The sequence below is a fragment of the Pseudomonas sp. IT-P4 genome (assembly GCF_949767755.1).
Lineage (GTDB): Bacteria > Pseudomonadota > Gammaproteobacteria > Pseudomonadales > Pseudomonadaceae > Aquipseudomonas > Aquipseudomonas monachiensis.
The window spans coordinates 75,185-95,272 of record NZ_CATKPX010000056.1; the positions used below are offsets into that span (position 1 = coordinate 75,185).

The window sequence follows — 20,088 nt, forward strand, 5'->3', positions numbered from 1 at the left end:
TGTCGAAGGCCAGGATCAAAAGATCGCAGCCTTCGGCAACTCCTACACAGGGTTTTGCGTTTAGAGGTTGAGCAGTTGCAGGCGTTCGCGAATGGACGCTTCGATTCCCGCCTCGTCCAAGCCACACTCGGCCAGCATTTGCGCCGGCTTGGCGTGCTCGACGTAAATATCCGGCAAGCCCAGGTGCAGCATCGACTTGAGGATGTTTTCGCGGGCGAGGAATTCGCTGACCGCGCCACCGGCGCCGCCCATGATCGCGTTTTCTTCGACGGTCACCAGCAAGTCGTGGCTGCCGGCGATTTCGCGAACCAGCGCTTCATCCAGCGGTTTGACGAAACGCATGTCGACCACGGTCGCGTCCAGCGTCTCGGCGACTTTCAGGGCTTCGGCCAGTTGCACGCCGAACACCAGCAGGGCGACTTTGCTGCCCTGTCGGCGAATCACACCCTTGCCGATCTCGATCGGTTCGAGGTCTTTCTCGATGGTCGCGTTCGGGCCGTTACCCCGTGGATAACGCACCGCCGCCGGACCTTCGTACAGGTGGCCGGTAGTGAGCATTTTGCGCAGCTCGTTTTCATCGCTCGGGGTCATCACCAGCATGCCGGGGATGCAGCGCAGGAACGACAAATCGAAGCTGCCGGCGTGGGTCGGACCGTCTTCGCCCACCAGGCCTGCGCGGTCGATGGCGAACAGTACGTCGAGATTCTGCACCGCGACGTCATGCACCAACTGGTCGTAACCGCGCTGCAGGAAGGTCGAATAGATGGCCACCACGGGTTTGGCGCCTTCGCAGGCCATGCCGGCCGCGAGGGTGACGGCGTGTTGCTCGGCAATGGCGACGTCGAAGTAGCGCAGCGGGAAGCGTTCGCTGAAAGCAACCAGGTCCGAGCCTTCCTTCATCGCCGGGGTAATCCCGACCAGACGCGGGTCGGCAGCCGCCATGTCGCACAGCCATTCACCAAACACACCGGAGTACTTCGGCCCGCTGGCCTTTTTCGGCGCGGCGGCCGGGGCGTCCAGGGGTTCGAGCTTGGTGATGGCGTGGTAACCGATCGGGTCGACTTCCGCCGGGGCGAAGCCTTTGCCTTTCTTGGTGACGACGTGCAGGAACTGCGGGCCTTTCAGATCGCGCATGTTGCGCAGGGTGGCGATCAGGGTCGGCAGGTCGTGGCCATCAATCGGGCCGATGTAGTTCCAGCCCAGTTCTTCGAACAGCGTGCCGGGAACCAGCATGCCTTTGGCATATTCTTCGGTCCGGCGAGCGATTTCCCAGGCACCGGGCAGGCGCGAGAGCACTTTCTTGCTGCCTTCGCGCATGCTCGCGTAAGTGCGGCTGGAAAGGATCTTCGCCAGGTAGTTCGACAAGCCACCGACGTTACGCGAGATCGACATGTCGTTGTCGTTGAGGATCACCAGCATGTTGGCGTCCACTTCCGGCGCATGGTTCAGCGCCTCGAACGCCATGCCCGCGGTCAACGCGCCGTCGCCAATCACCGCGATCGCCTTGCGCTCGCTGTTTTGCAGGCGGGCGGCAATCGCCATGCCCAGCGCGGCACTGATCGAGGTGCTGGAGTGGCCGACGCCAAAGGTGTCGTACTCGCTCTCGGAGCGGCGCGGGAACGCAGCGACGCCGTCCTTTTGGCGCAGGGTGCCCATGCGCTCGCGACGACCGGTGAGGATCTTGTGTGGATAAGCCTGATGACCCACGTCCCACACCAGCCGGTCGTCCGGGGTGTCGAAGACGTAATGCAGCGCGATGGTCAGCTCGATCACGCCCAGGCCGGCACCGAAATGCCCACCGGTCTGGCCGACCGTGTAGAGCAATTCCAGGCGCAACTCATCGGCCAGGGTTTCCAGCTCGGCTTCGCCTAACCGGCGCAGGCCGTCCGGCGTGTTCGCGCGGTCGAGCAGGGGCGTGGTCGGGCGCTTGCGGGGAATCTCATGAAACGTCGTGGGCATCAGGCGAATCGTTATAGGTATAAAAGATGCGGCAGTTTACCTGATGCATCGCCCCCTGCCCACGCGTTGGGCTTTTTTGGCGCAATCGCCTTCAGCTGCGGCGATCGACGATATACCGGGCCAGATCACGCAAGGGTTCGGCCGCCGCGTCAAACGGTCGCAGCGCGTGCAGGGCCTGGTCGCGCAGCTCCAGGGCATAGGCCTTGGCGGCGTCGAGGCCGAGCAGGGCCGGGTAGGTCGGCTTGTCCCGGGCAATGTCGGCGCCCTGGCGTTTGCCGAGGGTTTCGGTATCGCTTTCGACGTCGAGAATGTCGTCCTGGACCTGGAATGCCAGGCCGATGGCCTGTGCATAAGTCTGCAGGGACTTGAGTTCGTCTTTTTCGGCACGGCCGCTGGCCAGGGCACCGAGCTTGACGCTGACCTCGATCAGCGCGCCGGTCTTGTGCCGGTGCATGTACTCCAGGGCTTTCTGGTCAAGCTTCAGTCCGACCGAGCCGAGGTCGATGGCCTGACCGCCGACCATGCCCACCGGGCCTGCGGCCAGTGCCAGGGCGCTGACCATTTGCAGGTGGATTTCGGCATCCAACGCGCTCAGGCGCGGGTCGAGCAGGGCGCTGAAGGCCAGGCTCTGCAAGCCGTCGCCGGCGAGGATCGCGCAGGCTTCATCGAATTTCTTGTGGGTGGTGGGCTGGCCGCGACGCAGATCGTCATCGTCCATCGCCGGCAAATCGTCATGCACCAGCGAATAAGCGTGGATCAGCTCCACGGCACAGGCTGCGCCATTGGCTTGCTCGGGTTTGCCGCCCAACGCTTCGCACGCGGCGTAGGTCAACAGTGGACGCACGCGTTTGCCGCCATTCATCACGCTGTAGCGCATGGCCTCGTACAGCCGCGCCAGCTCGGGGCTCGGGGCAGTGAACAGGGTTTCCAGAGCCGCATTGACGCGGGCCTGGCTGGTTGCCGAGTACGCTGCAATCATTCTGACTGATCCGCTTCGAAGGGTTCCTCGGCCAGCTCGCCATCACGCTCGAGCAGCACCTGAACCTTTTGCTCGGCCTGGGCCAGCGCCGCCTGGCAATCGCGGGTCAGACCGATGCCTTGCTCGAAAGCGGCCAGCGAGTCCTCCAGCGACAATTCGCCATTCTCCAGACGCTCCACCAGCGTTTGCAGGTCGGCGAGGGACTGTTCGAAATCCAGTGCAGCTTTTTTGCGGGCCATGGCGGCGATTTCCGGTTGACGTTAAACCGGCGCGACACTAGCAGATAGGGGGTTCATGGGCAAATGAGCGGGGTGTTTGACACGCGAAAAGCGGAGCCCTGTGGCGAGGGAGCTTGCTCCCGTTGGGGCGCAAAGCGGCCCTAAATTCATCTGCCAAGTTTTTCAGGAATACTGAGGTCAATTGATTGGGCCTGCTTCGCAAGCCAGCGGGAGCAAGCTCCCTCGCCACAAAGTAAGTGGACCTCAAGTGTACTGAGGATTATTCGGCTCACTTTATGAGCCGAATAACATCGCTATTCGGCTCACCGTCCACCCATTACCGTGATTCCCACCGCAATTTCGCAGCCGTCCGATTGTTAAAAAACACCCGAATGGATAACCTTCGAGCCCTATACGACCTGGTAGTCACGGGTCTTTCAGACGAAACGCAGTATTCGCATCTGTAACGTGCCCAGGATCAGGCGCAAGGTTTCGTCATGCATGGCAGGAGGCGTCGCATGCGCTCATTTCTATTGCTGCTGATCGGGCTGGTTTTCGCCCCCGTGATTCTGGCCGCGCCGAATGCCGAGTTGGCGGAACCGGTGGGTGGTTGGCGTTACAACGGTCTGCTGGACCGCAGCGAAAACCCGCAAGTCGCCTATCCCACGCCGCCGATTGATCGGGGTGTGCAGCGCAATCGCACGATGATCGAAGGCCAACTGAAGGCCCTGGGCACCCAGCGCGGGCCGCACACCTTGGCGGTCAACGGCAATCCGCTGAATCTCTATACCGACGAGCAAGGGCGTTTCGCCCGGCCCTATGCATTTGGCGCCGGTTCCAACAGCGTCGAAGTGCGCAGCGCCGAAGGCCAGTCCCTCAAGCGTGTTCAATTCTATGAAGCCAACAACCTGCGCACCCCGGCGCGGATTCGCGTGGTGCTGGGTTGGGATGATCCGAAAGCCGAACTCGACCTGCATATTGTCACGCCCGATGGCCAGCATGCCTTCTGGGCACATTCGGCCTTGACCAATGGCGGCGGCCTCGACCCCGACGGCGTCGATGGCCCGGGTCCGGAAATGTTCACCATGACCGCGCCGCTGCGTGGCACCTATCTGGTTTACGTGAACTATTGGGGCAACTTCGGCAGCGGCGGCTATAACTTCGATGAGTCCGGCAACCAGAACGAGGTGATTACCTCGCAGATCAACCTGGTGCTCAACGAAAACACCGTCGATGAAAAACGCGAGACGTTCATCGTGCCCCTGCGCGCAATCGGCGACCTGCTGCTGGTCAAGACTTTCAACTACTAGGCATCCCCGCTCCACGGATGAACATCGGGTTTTGTGAACATGAGTGATAGCACTGTTACTCCGGCCGCAGGCGCACCAGCGGCCAAACCTTCTCTGCATTGGCCGACGCTGCTGATCGGGATATGCCTGGTCATTGGCGTGGCCGGTGGGCTGGGGTGGTTCATGCACAAACCCAAGGCCCCGGTGCCTGTGTTGGCCAGTGACAAACTGGGCATGAGCCGCCCGGATGGCTTGCTGGAAACCCACTCCTTGAGCCAGTTACCCAAGGACTTGTTGGCAGTGCCGTTCCTCAAGGAAACCCTGACCGAAGATTTCGTCTTCTATTACGAAACCCACGCCGATCGCCTGGGGTTGATCGGCAGCTTGCGGCGGATCATCTACGAACATGACCTGAAACTGCAGGACACCTTGATCGAGCAACTGTTCGATCAACCGGCGGACGTAGCGTTGTGGCGCGGGGCGGATGGGCGGCTCAAGGATTTCCTGCTGGTGATGGATCGCGGCGGGCTGGCCAAGGTGCTGGAGCCGCTGGCCAAAGTGGCACTGGACGACTCGCAACTGAGCAAGGTTGCGGACCTGAAGGTCGGTACCGACGACGTGGGGCTCTATCAACTCAGTTACAACGCGAGCAAGGCGCTGCTGTTCGCGTCCCATGGCGACAAATTGGTGGTGCTGTCCAATCCGGCGAAACTCTACGATCCGCAAAGTGGCGCAACGGAAGAATCGGGCAGCGTGTCGACCACGGCCATTGCCGCGTTGCTCAATGGCGACAAACTGTTCCCCGAAGCCTTCGGCCTGCCGCCGCGCGCGCCGGAGGTGAAACAACGTCTGTCGGTCAATGCCGGTGTGTTGGCCATGGGTTACCAGCGCTTCATACCGAACTTCGCCGGCCTGCGTTTCGACATGGACGACAAGGGCTGGCACAGCTTCCTGGCCATGGATGAACTGGAGAATCAGCCGGACTTCGATTTCAAACCGATCTGGCAAGCCATGCCCATGGGCGCCAGCGCTTGCGTGGCGTTGCCGCTGGCTGCCGAACAACAGAAACCGCTGCTGGTGAAACTCGGTGCCGAAGATAGCGTGGCACAAGCGTTGACCGAACACATGGCCGGTGCGGCGGGGCTCTGCTGGTACGCTGATTCGCGTCTGTACACGCCGTTGCTGGTGGCCAGTCTGAGCGACGAGGATAGCGGCACGCTCGATGGCGATCTGGGCAAGCTGTTCGGCTCGATGGTCGGCGCCTATGAAAGCAATGTCGCCGGGCACGCATTCCCGGTGGTGGAGAAACAGGAAGGGCAGAGCCATCAGTGGCAGCGACAAGTCAGTTCCAGTTTCGGCCCGTACAAAGCCAAGGACGCCGAAAATCCGGAGGCGATCAGCGGCAAGGCGTTCATGCGTGTGAGCTTGGCCCGCCACGGTTCAACCTTGCTGTTTTCCCTCGATGACAAACTCGTCGACAAGGCTCTAGGCACCCTCGACAAACGCTTCCCGCCGATGGCCGACGTGGTGCCCAAGGACCTGCTGATGCCGGTCTATTTCGGCCCGGATTCCATGGCGCAACTGATGCAGCAGGAAACCTTCGACAGCCTGCCCCAGGACATGGAACCGGTGTTCTACAACGCCGCGCAAACCTACCTTATCCCGAAGCTGCGCAAGCTCGGCGGCTACGGCAAATACGCCCTGACCTTGCCCGAAGGCAGTGAGCCCGACGGCCATTGGCAATGGCTGCCGCTGGAGTGGAAAGCCCTGTGACGGCATTGATCCGAAGTCTCGGCCTGCTGGCGTTGTTGTTGAGCGCGGGTGCCCACGCTGTCGAGGCACCATCGCTCGACCCGCAGCAATCCCAGGTGTTTCGCGCCTGGTTCGTGCGTATCGCCCAGGAGCAACTGAGCCAGGGCCCGAGCCCCCGTTGGTATCAGCAAGACTGCGCCGGGCTGGTGCGCTTCGCTGCCAATGAAGCGCTGAAAGTCCATGACGACAAATGGCTGCGCAGCAATGGCCTGTCCAATCGTTACCTGCCGCCGGAACTGCAACTGAGCGACGCCCAGCGCAGCCTTGCCCAGCAATGGCAGCAGGGCGGCGGCAAGGTCGGGCCATACGTCAATGCGATCAAGTTGATCCAGTTCAACAGCCATCTGATCAGCCGCGATGTGTCTCAGGCACGCCCTGGCGACCTGATGTTTTTCGATCAGGGCGACGACCAGCACCTGATGATCTGGATGGGCCGCTACATCGCCTATCACACTGGCACCAGCACACCCACCGACAACGGCATGCGTTCGGCAAGCCTGCAGCAACTCATGACATGGAAGGACACCCGATGGATACCCGACGCAGCCAACCCCAACTTCATCGGCGTCTATCGACTGAATTTTCTTTCCCAATGACCGGTGCCCGCATGCTGCGTTTTCTGTTTCTGATGTTGGTATTGCTGCTGCCGTTCTCGGCGGTTTACGCCGACGATTCGGTCCCGGCCAGCGGCTATGCGCCGGTGGCGGGCGAGAGTTTTTTCCTGCTGGCCGACAGCAGTTTTGCCAGCGATGAACCGGCGATGGTGCGCCTCGAAGCACCGGGCCGCGACTATCGCCGGTTTCGCATGGAGCCCTACGGCGGCGCCGACATTCGGGTGTACCGCATCGACAAGCCGCTGGATTTCCTCAAGCGCCAGAAGAACCTGCATCGGGTGGTCAGCGATGGCCAGTTCAAGGGTGAAGGCCTGTCCAACACCCTCGCTTACCTGTGGGACAACTGGTATCGCAAATCCCGTCGGGTGATGCAGCGGGCATTTTCCTACGAGTCGCGTAAACAAGTTACCGAGGAAGTGCCGGAACTGAAGATGGGCAACGCGATGGCCGCGCCAACGCCCTACGATGCGCAGCCGCAATTCGCACTGATACCGGGTTTGCCGGTGGTCAGCCAGTTCCGTTATCCGTTGTGGCAGGCCAAGCCGATTCAGCCACCTGCCGGGGTGAACCTGGCCGGTTCTTCCAGCGAGTTCGTCAGCGTCGCGCCGGGCAACGTCTACATCCCGTTGGGTAATCTCAAGCCGGGTCTGTATCTGGTGGAAGCGCTGATCGGCAAATACCGCGCGACCACCATGGTGTTCGTCTCCAACACCGTGGCGGTGAGCAAGATCGCCGGTGACGAATTGTTGGTGTGGGCCGCGCGCAAACACGAAGGCAGCTCGGTGCCAAAGGTCAATGTGCTGTGGACCGATGGCCTCGGCGTAATGAGCAGCGGCGCTACGGATATCGATGGCTTGTTGCGCTTGAAGCACGTCAGCCCCGAACGTTCGTTCGTGATCGGCGAGGACGAAGAGGGCGGGGTGTTCGTTTCCGAGAATTTCTACTACGACAGCGAAATTTACGACACCAAACTCTATGCCTTCACCGATCGGCCGCTGTATCGACCGGGGGATTGGGTGTCGCTGAAAATCGTCGGGCGGGAGTTCAAGAACGCGCGGGACTCGGTGCAGCCAAGCGCGGCCGACGTCAATGTGACCGTGCTGGATGCGACCGGCACGGCGCTGCAATCCCTCGATCTGAAGCTCGATTCCAAGGCTGGCAGCCAGGGCCGATTCCAGTTGCCGGACAACGCCGTGGCCGGTGGATATGAGCTACGTTTCAACTACAAGGATCAGGCCTACAGCAGCGCCTTTCGCGTCGCTGAGTACATCAAGCCGCACTTCGAGATTTCACTCAACCTGGCCAAGCAGGATTACCGTACTGGCGAAGCGGTCAAGGGCAACCTGGTGCTGCTGTACCCGGATGGAAAACCGGTGGCCAATGCGAAATTGAGCCTGAGCCTGCGCGCCCAACAGCTGTCGATGGTCGACAACGAACTGCAATACCTCGGGCAATTTCCGGTGGAGCTGACCAGCACCGAATTGACCACCGACGCCAAGGGCAATGCGTCCCTCGACTTGCCGGCCGCCGAGAAGCCAAGTCGCTACATGCTCACGGTGTTTGCCAGCGACGGAGCGGCGTATCGGGTCAAGACCACCAAGGAAATCCTCATCGACCGTGGCGCGGCGAATTTCCGCTTGGGCGCGCCTCAACGCTTCAGCGCGGTGGGTGACAAGGTTGCGTTCAGCTACTCCCGCGAAGGCGAGCAGGTCGATGCCGTTACTCCGGGCAGCTATGGCTGGGTGCGTTTGGAAGACCAGAGCACCGGTGGAGGCAAACTCGCGGAAACCGACAAGGGGTTCATCCTGGTCTTTGACCGGCCGGGCACCTACAACCTGACGCTCAAGGATGATCATGGCCGGGTGGTCGGCGCCACCGGCCATTCGGTTACCGGCGAAGGTGTCAAAGCCGTACCCGGCACCGTGGAAATCGTCCTCGACAAGCCCGAGTACATCGCAGGCGATGAAGCGCTGGCGCTGATCACTTTCCCGGAACCGGTCAGCGATGCCTTGCTGTCGCTGGAGCGGGACAAGGTCGAAGCCACTGCGCTGCTGTCCAAGGGCGGCGACTGGCTGAAGATGGAAAAACTCAGCGATACCCAATATCGCGCGCGCATTCCGGTGAAGGACGGTTTCGCGCCGAACCTGACCTTCTCGGTGCTGTACACCAAGGGTGGCCAATACAGTTTCCAGAACGCCGGCATCAAGGTGGTCACGCCACAAATCGACGTGGCCATCACCACGGATAAGGAAACCTACCAGCCGGGTGAAACCGTCTCGGTGGACCTGACCACCCAGTTCGCCGGCAAAGCGATTCCCGCGCACCTGACGGTCAGCGTGGTCGATGAAATGGTCTATGCCTTGCAACCGGAAGTCGCGCCGAGCATCGACCAGTTCTTCTATCACCCACGCCGCAACAACGTGCGCACCAGCGCCAGTTTGTCGTTCATCAGTTATGACGTCGCCTTGCCGGGCAGCCCCGGTGCACCGGGCAAGGCCAATCGCAGTGAGCGCGGCGTGAAGGTTCTGGAGCGACCGCGTCGCGAGGATGTCGACACCGCTGCGTGGCAGCCTGAATTGCTGACCGATGCCAACGGCAAAACCCGCTTCACCTTCAAGATACCCGACTCCCTGACCCGCTGGCGCATCACCGCCAGGGCCATCGCCGATGGCGGGCAGGTCGGGCAGAAGAAGCAATTCGTGCGCTCGGAAAAACCGCTGTACCTGAAGTGGAGCGGCCCGACCCGATTCCGCGCTGGCGACAAACCGGACCTTGGTGTGTTCGCCTTCAGTCAGGCCGAGAAACCGGTCAAGGCCGAACTGGTGACCCGTTACGCCGGCAACGAACAACGCGTGCCTGTGACCCTGAACAGCGGCATCAACTACATCCCGTTGCCAGAATTTGAACTGGCCAATGGCGAGTGGAGCGCCGAGCTGGTGCAGGATGGCAAAACCGCTGACGCCCTGGCGGTGCGCCTGAGCGCGACCGGTGAAGGCTGGCAGGTGACTCAAACCCAGAGCCTCGATGTGGCTGAGGGCGATACGCCGCTGACGTTGCCGACAGACGCCAGTGATATCCGCCTGCGCCTGGATGACAGTGCGCAAGCGTTGTTCCGTTCTGCCCTCGACGATCTGTTGAGCTACCCCTACGGTGGCGTCGAGCAGACCGCCAGCCGCCTGCTTCCGTTGAGCATCGCTTACCCAACGCTGGCGGCGAATCCGCAGATCCGTGATCGTCTGCGCCTGATCATGCAAAACAGTCGCTTGCGGCTGGTGCAAATGGCCGGCCCTTCGGCGAGCTTCACCTGGTGGGGCATGGACGGCGAGCCCGATGCCTTCCTCACCGCCTACGCCTATTACGCCGACTGGCACGCCAGCCAGGTGCTGGAACTGAGCCTGCCGCCGGAGCATTGGCAGCGGGTGCTGGAGGTCTACGCCAAGCAGGCGAAGAACACGCCGCTGTTGCAGCGGGCGCTGATCCTGTCGTTCGCCAAACAGATGCAGTTGCCGGTCAACACCTTGCTCAGTGGCTTGATGGACGACCTGGCGAAAGCGGGCGAGGGCACTGCCGCGAACCTGATGGAAGACGGCGAAGACAGCCTCGTCATGAGCGATCCGGATTCCGCCTTGGGGCTGGCGGGTGCACGAGTGCTGACGGCATCGCTGGCCAGGCAGGCGAAGGTCGCTTTGCCGGACAGGTTCAATCGGCAACTGGCCGACGCGCAGCAACGTCTGGCGGTCAGTTCCCAGCCGTTTGCCGAAGCGCTGAACCTGTCGCTGCAACCCTTCGATCAGGCTCGCGCTCAAGCGCTGTTACAACGTCTATTGCCGCAGCAATCAACCCTGGAACGTGCCTTGGCGCTCACCTGGCTGCAACGCAGCATCGAGCAGGCATCGCCCACCATTGCATTGGCGCCGGGTGAAGGCTGGAAGAAGCAGTACGGGGTTTCTGGTGAGATGTACTGGACGTGGCAGGGGCCTGCGCCAGTGCCGGCGGTATTGACGCTGACCGGCGCGCAAGAGCGTCCACTGCGCGCTGCATTGAGCTACCGCAGTCAGCAGCCGGCGGTCGATCCGATGGCCGTGACCATTACCCGTCGCCTGTCGCGACTGGTGCCGGGGGATGAGGCTTTCACCTTCAAACTCGAAGCGGTCGGCAGCGCGCAGCTGTCCAGCGACAGCCTCTATCTCGATGAAGTGATCATCACCAGCAAAGCCGCCAAACCGTTGCGCTATGGCCTGCTGGAAGTGCCGCTGCCACCGGGTGCCGATGTCGAGCGCACCACCTGGGGCATCAAGCTCATGGGCAAGGCCGGCACCGAACCGACATCGCTGGAGAAGGCGCGTTTCGAGCCGGGGCAAATGGCTTATGCCGTTCCGGTCGATGCCTTGAGTGGCGAATTGCGCCTGCGGCATTTGGTGCGTTTCTCGCAGAAGGGGCAGTTCAACTTGCCGCCGGTGCGTTTCACTCAGGTGTATGCGCCGCAGCATCAGGCGATGGAACAAAAGGCTGCCCTTGGCCAGGTCACGGTTCACTGACGTGCACAGGCGGCTGATAGCTTGGTTGCTGTGTTTGATCCCTGTGCTGGCAACGGCGCAGGACGAACCTTTGCGCCTGGCCTTCAAGGGCGATTTGTTGTCCCTGAGCCGAACGCAGGTGATCACCCGCGAGCCGTTGCCGCAGCCGTTACAGACGCCGCTGGGCAGTGTGTGGAAGTTGTTCGTCTACGCCTGGCTGGTGGACACCGGCGCGCGCGAGCCGGCTTATGAATGCCGCGGCCAGTCGAAAGAAGAGGTTTATTGCTGTACGACGGGCGGCAGGATCGGGCGTGATCAGGCGTTGGTGAAGTCATGCGGTCTGTATTTCGAACCCGCTCGATTGGGCATCAGCGATGCCGACTGGCGAGCCTATTGGCAGACGCGGCAGGCGCCGCAATGGCTGCTGGATTTGCCTTCGTTGCAACCGGCTACCCGGGTTTCGGTGGCGGAGCTTTTGAAGGTGTTGGCCGTGCTGCCAGCGCAGGATCAAGCCCGACGTGTGTTGCTCGATGTGGTGCTCAATGCCGCCGATGGCCAGGCCGTCGGCGAACTCGGAAGCCGCCTGCGGGTAAAGACCTGGAGCTGGTTGGCGGATCAGGATGCAACATCGCGTCAGGGCGGGTTTGCCGGTTGGACAGCGGACGGCACAGCGGTCTGGGCCGGTGGGCGCGGCACCAGTCAACGGGTTCTTCGAGATTACGCGCAGGCACTCTCTACGGTGATTCCAGTTGCATGGCCTGCGGATGCAGGGCAGTGCGTAGAGGTCGACCTGTTCTCCGGCTATCCACTTCGGCGCGTGCTGTCAGGGAACACCGCAGTGACTTCCGGGGCATTGCAGGGTGACTACCGCGTTGAATTCGCCAACGGCAATGCGCTGGATATCCACAGCGACGGCGAACTGTTTCTGCTGAACGACAAGCTGGTGGCACGCCTGGATCGCGAAGAGTACGTGGCCCGTGTTCTCCAGCGCGAAGCCAGCGCCGAGCCGGTCGAGGCCGCCAAAGCCCTGGCCGTGGCCATCCGCACCTACCTGCTGCAAAACGCCACGCGCAGCGGTGATTGCCTGAGCATCGACGACAGCAGCAGCCGTCAGCGGGTCGCACCGCGTCCGGCGTCGCCCGAGTCGCGCGACATCGCCGCCTGGACCAGCGACCTGGTGCTGGCCGGCAGCACCGTCACCTACCACTCCGATCAACCCGGCCCGGACAAGCTGTCCTGGCAGCAAGCCGTCGAACAGGCCCGTGCCGGCCAGCGCTACGATGCCATCCTGCTGCACGCCTACCCACGCGCCAGTCTCAGTCGCTGGGACAACCCGATCGCGTCCTGCGAAGCTTTGCCCGCCGCACAAGAATGGCTGCAAAAGCAACGACGCGGCTGGCGCCAGAAACTTGAAAGTGAAACCGTCTACAGCGAAGTCAGCACCTTCGCCGTCTGCCGCCTGGCCTTCGGTCGCCCCTATGTCGACCGCGAGCGTCAGCGCATCTACGTGCGTGGCGTGCAGACACTGCAAGACCGCCTCGACCTGACCCACGAATACCTGCACCTGGCCTTCGAAGCACACCCCAATGGCCAGGATGAAACCTACATCGAAGGGCTCGCCCGCCACCTCTTGCTGGAATAGTCCATGAAACTCCGTTATCCACAGGTCTTGCTGTTGCTCTGCTCGCTGGTGGCGTTGCCATCGGTGATGGCGGCTGACAGCGTCAAACTCGACACCCCTGCAGGTGGCTGGCGCACCGGCGCGCCTGAGGGCGAAGGGGAACACTTCCGGCAGACCGTGAACTACCCGGCCTCGTCGGTGAATACCCCGGCAGGGCAGGCCAACACCGCGCGCATCAGCGGGCAGATCAAAGCCACGCCCAAATCCACAGAGCCCGGCCGGTTGATCGTCAACGGAGTGAGCATGCCGCTGAAAATCGACCCGGCCGGCCGCTTCGATCGCCCGTTCTCATTCCCCAACGGCAGCAACAGCGTCGAGGTGCGCAGCCCCGATGGCCAGCAACGTCAGCGCACGCAATTTCTCAACAGCAGCGGCGGTGCGACCCCGGCCAAACTGCGCGTCTTGCTGGCGTGGGACAGCGACAACACCGACCTCGACCTGCACCTGATCACCCCCGACGGCGCGCACATCTGGTACGGCGACCGCGTCGCCCCCAACGGCGCCGCGCTCGACGTCGACGTCACCACCGGCTACGGCCCGGAAATCTTCGCCATGCCCGCACCGATCAAGGGGCAATATCTGGTCTATGTGAACTACTTTGGCGGCGGCTACAGCAGTGATGAAGAGGGGCAGGAAGATGCGGTGCAAGCGCTGACCACGGCCCAGGTGACGGTGATTACCGAGGAAGGCGCGCCGAGCGAGAAGATGGAAACCTTCCTGGTGCCGATGCGTGCGGTGGGGGAGTTGACGTTGGTGAAGTCGTTTAGTTATCCGTGAGGTTGAGGTGCAACTTACGCAGGCTTTGCACACGGCGAGGTGGAGGCCTATTAGCGTTGTTTCATGCAGACATACATTGTGAATGTTCCTGTATCGGCATCAGGAGTAATTGAAAGGGCCCTCCAACTGACATGGAAATGCCCTGACGTGAATGATCTTCCTGGCAATACCTCCCTCGATTCAGCTTTCAGCGAAATTACCCAACTGATCGTGACCGCGCGACAACGCGCCATGCGGGCGGTCAACACCGAACTGATTGAGCTGCACTGGCAGGTTGGGGCCTACATCAGTCGCAAAATTGAAGCGGCGGAGTGGGGTGATGGGGTGGTGGCTCGATTGGCTACTCACCTCGCTCGTACTCAGCCTGGACTGAGGGGTTTTACCCGGCCTAATTTGTTTCGTATGCGTCAATTTTTCGAAGCGTACAGGCATGACGTAAAAGTCTCAGCACTGCTGAGACAATTGCCCTGGACACACAACATGATCATCCTCAACCAGAGCAGACACCCGGAGGAGCGTGAGTTTTACCTGCGCATGGCAATCCAGGAGAAGTGGTCGAGCCGTGAACTGGAGCGTCAGTTCAAGGTGGCTCTGTTTGAGCGTTCAGTGGTCAGCCCGGCAAAAGTCTCAGCACCGCTGCGACAAATTCATCCCCAGGCCCTGGACGTATTCAAGGATGCCTACGTGGTCGAGTTTCTGGCCCTGGACCGTGGTCATGCAGAGACAGACTTGCATGGAGGCCTGCTGCACAAGCTCAGGGATTTTCTGATCGAACTGGGCAGGGACTTCTGCTTTGTGGGATCGCAATATCCGTTGCAGGTAGGTGGGCGGGACTTTGCGCTGGATCTGTTGTTTTTCCACCGTGGGCTGAACTGCCTGGTGGCGATCGAACTCAAGGTCGGGCGCTTTGAGCCGGAATACCTTGGGAAGATGGATTTTTATCTCGAAGCGTTGGACCGCAACGTCCGCAAGCCACACGAAAACCCGGCGCTCGGCGTATTGCTGTGCGCGAGCAAGGAGGACGAAATCGTCGAGTACGCCCTGAACCGCTCACTGTCGCCGGCCTTGATTGCGGAGTACCACACCCAATTGCCAGACAAGAAACTGTTGCAAGCCAAGCTGCAGGAGTTTTATGCGCTGAATACGGAAGGAGTTGGGTGAGTTTTTTCGTGAATCACTTTCTTTCAGGCATTAAAAAGCCGGCTTGTGGCCGGCTTCTCGGGGACTGGCTTGGATCATTTTTGGTAAACCGCGCCAGCCTTCAAAACGTACACCCGGATCTTGCGTCCGGCTGTGGGACCTGGTGAGAAAGTCATCTGTCAGGCCAGTGCATCTGAGCCGCAGGGCGGTTCGATGCGCAAATGTGGGGCGCAGCATACGCAGGTTTGATGGAAATTCCCAGCGGGAAGTGCCGGGCAGAGCCGTTTGGCCACTCGGGTGGGCGGCCGATGGGCGGCCGATGGGCGTTCTGGAGTGCTTAAAGAAAGGGCACCGTTGGCCGTCGTTTGTTCAGGGTCGACCACCAGAACACCCAGCCCAGCACCCTGATGTTCTGCTCTTCGATTTGTGCGGCCCTGAAGATTTCATCCGGGTATTCGGCGCGGTTGTGGCTGCGCAGTCGCAGGGAGTTGCCCGGCAGTCGATGCAGGTACTTGATGCGCAGCATGCCGTCATGTTCGATGGCGTAGATCTCGCCATCGACAATCTGGGTCAGGCCACGGTCAATCGCCAGGGTCGAACCGTCTTCAATTTTTTCCCCCATGCTGTTGCCGCTCATCAGGGCGCAGATGGCGTCTGAGTGATTGATTTCCAGGGAATCGAGGTGGCTGCGGGGCAGGCGGATGGATTTCTCGGGGTCTTCTATGACGTGGGTTTTGTTGGAGCCCAAGGCGGTGACAGCTTCCTTGAGGAATGGCAGTTCGACGTCGACAGGCTCGATGACCGTGTAGACACCGCGGATGGTCTGGGCATCGAAGGTGTTGCCAGTTTCGTCGAGCAGGCGCAGGAGCTGGGCATCTTTCGGGCCTTCGCCGGTTTTCAGCCAGTCGCTGCTGACGGAGAGTTTTCGGGCGACTTCTTCCATGCAATGGGCGGGCACACCGCGGGTGTACCAGTTATGTACATTTTGTGGAGCCGTATCCAGGAATTCGGCAAATCCGGTGGTCGTGATGTTCGCTGCTTCGAGGAGCGCTTTAAAGCGTGGGCCGCTAGTGTTCTTTTTCATGAACGTGAGTCTACTGGCGGCTAACAAGGGTTTGAATAAACGCCTCGTTCAAATTTTGCGGGTAATTTACGACCGGATGTAAGACGTTCCTGGGGCGTTTTAAACAAGCAAAAACTATTGGAAGACCTGTTTAAACGGGGTGTTTGGCGTGCTTATCAAACGCCCACAAAAAACCCCGGATTACCCGGGGTTTTTCTTGCCGTTTGCAGCTAAAAGCCTGCAGCCGGGCTTAGCCTTTGTAGGCGGCAACCGACTTGGTGATCGCTTCGCGGGCGGCGTCTGCACCGGCCCAGCCTTCGATCTTCACCCATTTGCCTTTTTCGAGATCTTTGTAGTTCGCGAAGAAGTGCTCGATCTGCTGGATCAGCAGTGGTGGCAGGTCGGTGTATTCCTTTACGTCCACGTACAGCTGGGACAGCTTGTCGTGTGGGACTGCGATGACTTTGGCATCGCCGCCGCCGTCGTCGGTCATGTTCAGGATGCCGACCGGACGGGCGCGGATTACCGAACCTGGAGCAACCGGGTAAGGGGTTACGACCAGCACGTCGAGGGGATCACCGTCGTCAGCCAGGGTGTTCGGGATGTAACCGTAGTTGGCCGGGTAGAACATTGGGGTGGCCATGAAACGGTCAACGAACAGGCAATCGCTGTCTTTGTCGATTTCGTATTTGATCGGCGCGTGGTTGGCCGGAATCTCGATCGCGACGTAGATGTCGTTCGGCAGGTCTTTGCCAGCCGGAATCTTGCTGTAGCTCATTGGGCGTTGCCCCCGTTAGTTGACCAAAAACACTTGGCCGGATTGACCAAAAAGTGGCGGCGATTATAGGCATATTCCTGTGTCGACGCCATGGACCAGAAGTCGTATGGCGCTTACTGGTGTGCCTGATAGACAGGGTCATGCGCCTGAAGTTGCTTCAACCTCGCCAACGGGTCCTGGCGATAGAACAGCTTCAACTGCTGGTACACCTGTGGATAAGCCTCGTGCAGCAAATCCGGGGCGCTGAAGAAGTATTCGCTGGTGACGGCGAAGAACTCGGCAGGATTCTCGGCGGCATACGGGTCGATGGCGGTTTCGGCATCGGGATTGCGTTCCAGTTGCCGGTCGAGGTCGTCGTAGGCCTCTTGCATGACGCAGGCCCAGTCACTGACACGCATGTCGGGATGCAACGGAGGCAGGCCGTTGGCGACACCGTTGAGCATGTCGAGTTTGTGCGCCAGTTCGTGGATCACCAGGTTGTAGCCTTCCCAGCCACCACTGGCCATTACACCGGGCCAGGCGAGGATGATCGGGCCCTGCTGCCAGGCTTCACCGCTGTGCTCACCGTCCCATTCGTGCTCGACACCGCTGGCATCGCGATGGCGCTGGGGGCTGAGGAAGTCGTCGGGGTAGAGAATGATTTCGTGGAAGCCCTGATACCAGTTCAGGTCGCCGAGGTGGAGCAGCGGCAGCTGTGCCTGAGCGGCGAGCAGCAAGCGTTGTTCCTGGTGCAGTTCGACACCGGGCAGGGCGCTCAGGTGCTTGTCTTCGAGGAACAGCACGCAGGCTTCGCGCAGCCATTGGTCTTCGGCGGCGCTGATGCCATCGAGAAAGCTCAGGTGATGGCGCACCCGTTGCCACATGTCATCGGCAATCGGGTGCTTTGCCAGGGTGCGCCGGCGACGCCAGGCGCTCAGGGACCACATCGTGTCAGCGCGATTCGGCTTTGGAGTTCGAACCGGCGAGGCGGTTGCGCACCATGCCAATGATCATCGGAACCAGCGATATCAGGATGATGCCGACTACCAGTAGCGACAGGTTCTTCTTGATGAACGGCACGTTGCCAAAGAAGTAACCGAGCGTCACCAGGCCGCCGACCCACAGGATGGTGCCCAGCACGCTGAAGGCAAAGAAACGCGGGTAAGGCATTTTCCCCACGCCGGCGACGAATGGCGCAAAGGTGCGGATGATCGGCAGGAAGCGCGCCAGGGTCACGGTTTTGCCACCATGCTTGTCGTAGAAATCGTGGGTTTGTTGCAGGTAGTCACGACGGAAGATCTTCGAGTCCGGATTGCTGAACAGCTTTTCACCCGCCGTTCGTCCGATGATGTAGTTGGTGCTGTCGCCCAGGATCGCCGCCAGCATCAGCAGGCCGCCGAGCAGGACCGGGTCCATGCCGCCGCCGGCCGCCACGGCGCCAGCAATGAACAGCAGAGAGTCGCCCGGCAGGAAAGGCATGACCACAAGGCCGGTTTCACAGAAGATCACCATGAACAGAATGGCGTAGATCCATGCCCCGTAGTTGGTTACAAGCATGTCGAGGTAGACGTCGAGATGCAGGACAATGTCGATCGGGTTGAAATCCATGGAAAGCACCTGTGGTGACGGCCCGACTCGGCAGGCCTGTGCGGATGACTTCGCGTAAGACTACGGATAGGGGTAGTTTTTCTTACAAGCCGGGAATATCGGGATTATACGAGGCGAGTGGTGAAAATCGCGTCGAGATTGTAGCGGGGAATGTCATCACAGGGCTGATGTTTGATAACGATCGGGTGGGAGCGAGCCTGCTCGCGATGCCGTTGCCTCGTTGGACCAGTGTAATCCAGTCGATGCCATCGCGAGCAGGGTGCAGGTGATTCAGAGTTCTTCGCTGATCGGCAGCACATAGTTCTTGAATTCGGTGTCTTCCTTGAATCCGATGGACTCGTAGGTTTTCTGCGCGACTTCGTTGTTGCTGCTGGTGGAAACACGCATGCGCACGGCATTGGTTTCCTTGGCCATTTTTTTCGCAGTGCGGATCAGGTTGTCGGCCACCAACTGGCGGCGAGCGTCCTCGGCGACATAAATATCGTTGAGGATCCATACCCGCTTGAGCGAAAGCGAAGAGAAGCTCGGGTACAGCTGGCAGAAGCCCATCAGTTTGTTGCTGTCGTCATCGGACAGCGCCAGATAGATCACCGATTCCTTGCGACGCAGGCGTTTTTCGAGGAACGCCCGGGACGAGTCCGGATACGGCAGGGAACCATAAAACTCGCGATATTTGACGAACAACGGGGTCAGCAGGTCCAGGTGTTCGAGGGTCGCTTGAATAATCCGCATGGTAGGTCTCGTCTTCAAGTGGCTGTCTTGCGTCTCTGACGGCGATGGGAAACCCTTGGCGGGCGCGCAACGATCCTGCCTGAAACTGGTACGAATGTGCAATGCGCAAGCGGTTCAGGCATTCGGCGGGCCGAGCAGGAAATTTCCTTTCATATCGCCTCCAGTGTCCGACTCCAGTGTCTGAACCTGTGCTTCGTCCTTCAGATTCACCCCTGACAACTGCCGTCGGCAGGCTTCGCGCATCAAATACAGCAAACGGTGTGCGGCCATGCCGTAGCTCAGGCCTTCGAGCCGAACGTTGGAGATGCAATTACGGTAGGCATCGGTAAGACCGACCTTGGGATTGTAGGTGAAATATAATCCCAGGCTGTCCGGAGAGCTGAGGCCAGGGCGTTCGCCGATGAGGATTACGGTCATTTTTGCACCAAGCAACTCACCGATTTCATCGGCGACGGCCACCCGGCCCTGTTCCACGAGTACGACTGGCGCAACAGTCCAGCTGTCGCCGGCCATTTGCTCTTCGAATCGCGCCAGAAACGGTAGGGTATGGCGATGAACGGCCAATGCCGACAGTCCGTCGGCGACCACGATCACCAGATCCACACCACCCGGATGGACCGTCGCGTAGTCACGCAGGGTCTGCGCCGAGGCATCACTGAGTTTTCGCCCCAGGTCGGGGCGTTGCAGGTAGGTGTTGCGATCCGTCGCCGCACTGTGCAGCAAAAGGCACTGGCGATCACGTTCGGCCAATTGCGCGCTGAGGGAGGCATGGTCAAACGGCAAGTGCACCGCATCTCGCGCCTGGGCGTGGGCGTATTGGAAGTCCAGTTGTGCACGGGTGGGAATGCTGGTGCCGGTGCGGCCCAGAGCGATTCGCGCTGGTGTCAGGCGTCGTAGCTCCAGCCAAGGGTTGTGTGGATCGAAGGGTAGTTTTTCCATGTC

The 20,088-nt window shown here is 60.6% G+C and carries 16 protein-coding genes; 7 read left to right on the forward strand and 9 right to left on the reverse strand.

Features of this window, described 5'->3' with window-relative positions; genetic code table 11:
• Window positions 1–60: 60 nt before the first annotated feature.
• From dxs to ACM6IT_RS21690, 3 genes are all read right to left on the reverse strand, one after another.
• Window positions 61–1,959: a 1-deoxy-D-xylulose-5-phosphate synthase gene (gene dxs, locus ACM6IT_RS21680; protein WP_056728919.1), complete on the reverse strand. Its 1,899-nt coding sequence runs from the start codon at window positions 1,957–1,959 to the stop codon at window positions 61–63.
• Window positions 1,960–2,050: 91 nt separating this feature from the next.
• Window positions 2,051–2,938 (reverse strand): polyprenyl synthetase family protein, encoded by an 888-nt coding sequence (locus tag ACM6IT_RS21685; protein ID WP_414918651.1) that lies wholly within the window; start codon window positions 2,936–2,938, stop codon window positions 2,051–2,053.
• The gene (locus tag ACM6IT_RS21690; RefSeq protein ID WP_414918652.1) at window positions 2,935–3,177 is read right to left on the reverse strand and encodes an exodeoxyribonuclease VII small subunit; all 243 of its coding nucleotides are present in this window, start codon (window positions 3,175–3,177) and stop codon (window positions 2,935–2,937) included. The genes ACM6IT_RS21685 and ACM6IT_RS21690 overlap by 4 nt, the downstream gene beginning before the upstream one ends.
• A gap of 497 nt (window positions 3,178–3,674) precedes the next feature.
• Here ACM6IT_RS21690 and ACM6IT_RS21695 point away from each other — a divergent pair, with 497 nt between their 5' ends.
• The 7 genes from ACM6IT_RS21695 (at window position 3,675) to ACM6IT_RS21725 (ending at window position 15,007) form a co-directional block, all read left to right on the forward strand.
• A complete protein-coding gene (locus ACM6IT_RS21695; protein ID WP_056728913.1) occupies window positions 3,675–4,466 on the forward strand; it encodes a YfaP family protein in 792 nt (263 codons plus the stop codon).
• A gap of 39 nt (window positions 4,467–4,505) precedes the next feature.
• Window positions 4,506–6,218 carry a DUF2138 domain-containing protein gene (locus tag ACM6IT_RS21700; RefSeq protein ID WP_414918653.1) on the forward strand — a complete coding sequence of 571 codons (1,713 nt, stop codon included), beginning with the start codon at window positions 4,506–4,508 and terminating at the stop codon, window positions 6,216–6,218.
• Window positions 6,188–6,853, forward strand: coding sequence for a DUF1175 domain-containing protein (locus ACM6IT_RS21705; RefSeq protein WP_414914809.1), 666 nt, complete (start codon window positions 6,188–6,190; stop codon window positions 6,851–6,853). Before ACM6IT_RS21700 ends, ACM6IT_RS21705 begins: the two co-directional genes overlap by 31 nt.
• Window positions 6,850–11,409 carry an alpha-2-macroglobulin family protein gene (locus ACM6IT_RS21710; RefSeq protein ID WP_414918654.1) on the forward strand — a complete coding sequence of 1,520 codons (4,560 nt, stop codon included), beginning with the start codon at window positions 6,850–6,852 and terminating at the stop codon, window positions 11,407–11,409. Before ACM6IT_RS21705 ends, ACM6IT_RS21710 begins: the two co-directional genes overlap by 4 nt.
• Window position 11,410: 1 nt before the next feature.
• Window positions 11,411–13,030 (forward strand): DUF2300 domain-containing protein, encoded by a 1,620-nt coding sequence (locus tag ACM6IT_RS21715; protein ID WP_414918655.1) that lies wholly within the window; start codon window positions 11,411–11,413, stop codon window positions 13,028–13,030.
• A gap of 3 nt (window positions 13,031–13,033) precedes the next feature.
• Window positions 13,034–13,846, forward strand: coding sequence for a YfaP family protein (locus tag ACM6IT_RS21720; RefSeq protein ID WP_414918656.1), 813 nt, complete (start codon window positions 13,034–13,036; stop codon window positions 13,844–13,846).
• A 147-nt stretch (window positions 13,847–13,993) separates the two neighbouring features.
• Window positions 13,994–15,007, forward strand: coding sequence for a PDDEXK nuclease domain-containing protein (locus ACM6IT_RS21725; RefSeq protein ID WP_414914813.1), 1,014 nt, complete (start codon window positions 13,994–13,996; stop codon window positions 15,005–15,007).
• Window positions 15,008–15,323: 316 nt separating this feature from the next.
• On the opposite strand, the gene ACM6IT_RS21730 is transcribed toward ACM6IT_RS21725, so the two are convergent.
• The 6 genes from ACM6IT_RS21730 to eutC all read right to left on the reverse strand — a co-directional run bounded on the left by ACM6IT_RS21730 (window position 15,324) and on the right by eutC (window position 20,085).
• A complete protein-coding gene (locus tag ACM6IT_RS21730; protein ID WP_056728903.1) occupies window positions 15,324–16,070 on the reverse strand; it encodes a S24 family peptidase in 747 nt (248 codons plus the stop codon).
• A 229-nt stretch (window positions 16,071–16,299) separates the two neighbouring features.
• Entirely contained in the window at window positions 16,300–16,827 is a 528-nt protein-coding gene (gene ppa / locus ACM6IT_RS21735) for an inorganic diphosphatase (protein WP_003205933.1), read from the reverse strand.
• A gap of 113 nt (window positions 16,828–16,940) precedes the next feature.
• A complete protein-coding gene (locus ACM6IT_RS21740) occupies window positions 16,941–17,753 on the reverse strand; it encodes a zinc-dependent peptidase (protein WP_056728901.1) in 813 nt (270 codons plus the stop codon).
• A 4-nt stretch (window positions 17,754–17,757) separates the two neighbouring features.
• Window positions 17,758–18,414, reverse strand: a complete 657-nt coding sequence (locus ACM6IT_RS21745) for a DedA family protein (protein ID WP_008052342.1) — start codon at window positions 18,412–18,414, stop codon at window positions 17,758–17,760.
• A 270-nt stretch (window positions 18,415–18,684) separates the two neighbouring features.
• Window positions 18,685–19,146 carry a GNAT family N-acetyltransferase gene (locus ACM6IT_RS21750; protein WP_056728900.1) on the reverse strand — a complete coding sequence of 154 codons (462 nt, stop codon included), beginning with the start codon at window positions 19,144–19,146 and terminating at the stop codon, window positions 18,685–18,687.
• Window positions 19,147–19,260: 114 nt separating this feature from the next.
• On the reverse strand, window positions 19,261–20,085 hold the full coding sequence (eutC, locus tag ACM6IT_RS21755; protein WP_414914816.1) for an ethanolamine ammonia-lyase subunit EutC: 825 nt from the start codon (window positions 20,083–20,085) through the stop codon (window positions 19,261–19,263).
• Window positions 20,086–20,088 lie beyond the last annotated feature (3 nt).

Excerpts from the sequence above, each read along its gene's own strand:
- dxs (WP_056728919.1), bottom strand. The coding sequence starts at position 1,959 with ATGCCCACGACGTTTCATGAGATTCCCCGCAAGCGCCCGACCACGCCC.
- ACM6IT_RS21685 (WP_414918651.1), bottom strand. The coding sequence starts at position 2,938 with ATGATTGCAGCGTACTCGGCAACCAGCCAGGCCCGCGTCAATGCGGCT.
- ACM6IT_RS21690 (WP_414918652.1), bottom strand. The coding sequence starts at position 3,177 with ATGGCCCGCAAAAAAGCTGCACTGGATTTCGAACAGTCCCTCGCCGAC.
- ACM6IT_RS21695 (WP_056728913.1), top strand. The coding sequence starts at position 3,675 with ATGCGCTCATTTCTATTGCTGCTGATCGGGCTGGTTTTCGCCCCCGTG.
- ACM6IT_RS21700 (WP_414918653.1), top strand. The coding sequence starts at position 4,506 with ATGAGTGATAGCACTGTTACTCCGGCCGCAGGCGCACCAGCGGCCAAA.
- ACM6IT_RS21705 (WP_414914809.1), top strand. The coding sequence starts at position 6,188 with ATGGCTGCCGCTGGAGTGGAAAGCCCTGTGACGGCATTGATCCGAAGT.
- ACM6IT_RS21710 (WP_414918654.1), top strand. The coding sequence starts at position 6,850 with ATGACCGGTGCCCGCATGCTGCGTTTTCTGTTTCTGATGTTGGTATTG.
- ACM6IT_RS21720 (WP_414918656.1), top strand. The coding sequence starts at position 13,034 with ATGAAACTCCGTTATCCACAGGTCTTGCTGTTGCTCTGCTCGCTGGTG.
- ACM6IT_RS21730 (WP_056728903.1), bottom strand. The coding sequence starts at position 16,070 with ATGAAAAAGAACACTAGCGGCCCACGCTTTAAAGCGCTCCTCGAAGCA.
- ppa (WP_003205933.1), bottom strand. The coding sequence starts at position 16,827 with ATGAGCTACAGCAAGATTCCGGCTGGCAAAGACCTGCCGAACGACATC.
- ACM6IT_RS21740 (WP_056728901.1), bottom strand. The coding sequence starts at position 17,753 with ATGTGGTCCCTGAGCGCCTGGCGTCGCCGGCGCACCCTGGCAAAGCAC.
- ACM6IT_RS21745 (WP_008052342.1), bottom strand. The coding sequence starts at position 18,414 with ATGGATTTCAACCCGATCGACATTGTCCTGCATCTCGACGTCTACCTC.
- ACM6IT_RS21750 (WP_056728900.1), bottom strand. The coding sequence starts at position 19,146 with ATGCGGATTATTCAAGCGACCCTCGAACACCTGGACCTGCTGACCCCG.
- eutC (WP_414914816.1), bottom strand. The coding sequence starts at position 20,085 with ATGGAAAAACTACCCTTCGATCCACACAACCCTTGGCTGGAGCTACGA.